This window comes from Chryseobacterium sp. WLY505, assembly GCF_030846215.1.
Lineage (GTDB): Bacteria > Bacteroidota > Bacteroidia > Flavobacteriales > Weeksellaceae > Chryseobacterium.
In genome coordinates, this window is record NZ_JAVCWI010000025.1 from 1 (window position 1) to 1,665 (window position 1,665).

Consider the following 1,665-nt stretch of genomic DNA (forward strand, 5'->3'; position numbering starts at 1 on the left):
CTTAGACGCTCTAAAATGAGATGTTCCAGCCGCACCTTCCGGTACGGCTACCTTGTTACGACTTAGCCCTAGTTACCTGTTTTACCCTAGGCAGCTCCTGTTACGGTCACCGACTTCAGGTACCCCAGACTTCCATGGCTTGACGGGCGGTGTGTACAAGGCCCGGGAACGTATTCACCGCGCCATGGCTGATGCGCGATTACTAGCGATTCCAGCTTCATAGAGTCGAGTTGCAGACTCCAATCCGAACTGAGACCGGCTTTCGAGATTTGCATCACTTCGCAGTGTAGCTGCCCTCTGTACCGGCCATTGTATTACGTGTGTGGCCCAAGGCGTAAGGGCCGTGATGATTTGACGTCATCCCCACCTTCCTCTCTACTTGCGTAGGCAGTCTCACTAGAGTCCCCAACTTAATGATGGCAACTAGTGACAGGGGTTGCGCTCGTTGCAGGACTTAACCTAACACCTCACGGCACGAGCTGACGACAACCATGCAGCACCTTGAAAAATGTCCGAAGAAAAGTCTATTTCTAAACCTGTCATTTCCCATTTAAGCCTTGGTAAGGTTCCTCGCGTATCATCGAATTAAACCACATAATCCACCGCTTGTGCGGGCCCCCGTCAATTCCTTTGAGTTTCAAACTTGCGTTCGTACTCCCCAGGTGGCTAACTTATCACTTTCGCTTAGTCTCTGAAGCTTGCGCTCCAAAAACGAGTTAGCATCGTTTACGGCGTGGACTACCAGGGTATCTAATCCTGTTCGCTCCCCACGCTTTCGTCCATCAGCGTCAGTTGTTGCTTAGTAACCTGCCTTCGCAATTGGTGTTCTAAGTAATATCTATGCATTTCACCGCTACACTACTTATTCCAGCTACTTCAACAACACTCAAGACCTGCAGTATCAATGGCAGTTTCACAGTTAAGCTGTGAGATTTCACCACTGACTTACAGATCCGCCTACGGACCCTTTAAACCCAATAAATCCGGATAACGCTTGCACCCTCCGTATTACCGCGGCTGCTGGCACGGAGTTAGCCGGTGCTTATTCGTATAGTACCTTCAGCTAGATACACGTATCTAGGTTTATCCCTATACAAAAGAAGTTTACAACCCATAGGGCCGTCGTCCTTCACGCGGGATGGCTGGATCAGGCTCTCACCCATTGTCCAATATTCCTCACTGCTGCCTCCCGTAGGAGTCTGGTCCGTGTCTCAGTACCAGTGTGGGGGATCACCCTCTCAGGCCCCCTAAAGATCGTAGACTTGGTGAGCCGTTACCTCACCAACTATCTAATCTTGCGCGTGCCCATCTCTATCCACCGGAGTTTTCAATACCGAATGATGCCATCCAGTATATTATGGGGTATTAATCTTCCTTTCGAAAGGCTATCCCCCAGATAAAGGCAGGTTGCACACGTGTTCCGCACCCGTACGCCGCTCTCAAGATTCCGAAGAATCTCTACCGCTCGGCTTGCATGTGTTAGGCCTCCCGCTAGCGTTCATCCTGAGCCAGGATCAAACTCTCCATTGTATGTTTGTCTGACTCACTCAAAGTTTTAACGCTTTAGTTTTTCCTTACTTGGTTGTTATATTGTATGTCAATGATCTTTATATCTTCCGCTTTGTAACGAAGCAATCTTTCTGTCAGTGTTACTCCGTATTTGCG

At 49.2% G+C, this 1,665-nt stretch carries 1 rRNA gene; it reads right to left on the bottom strand.

Features of this window, described 5'->3' with window-relative positions:
* Positions 1-13: 13 nt before the first annotated feature.
* Positions 14-1,530 (bottom strand): 16S ribosomal RNA (locus RAH34_RS22750).
* Between the last annotated feature and the right edge of the window lie 135 nt (positions 1,531-1,665).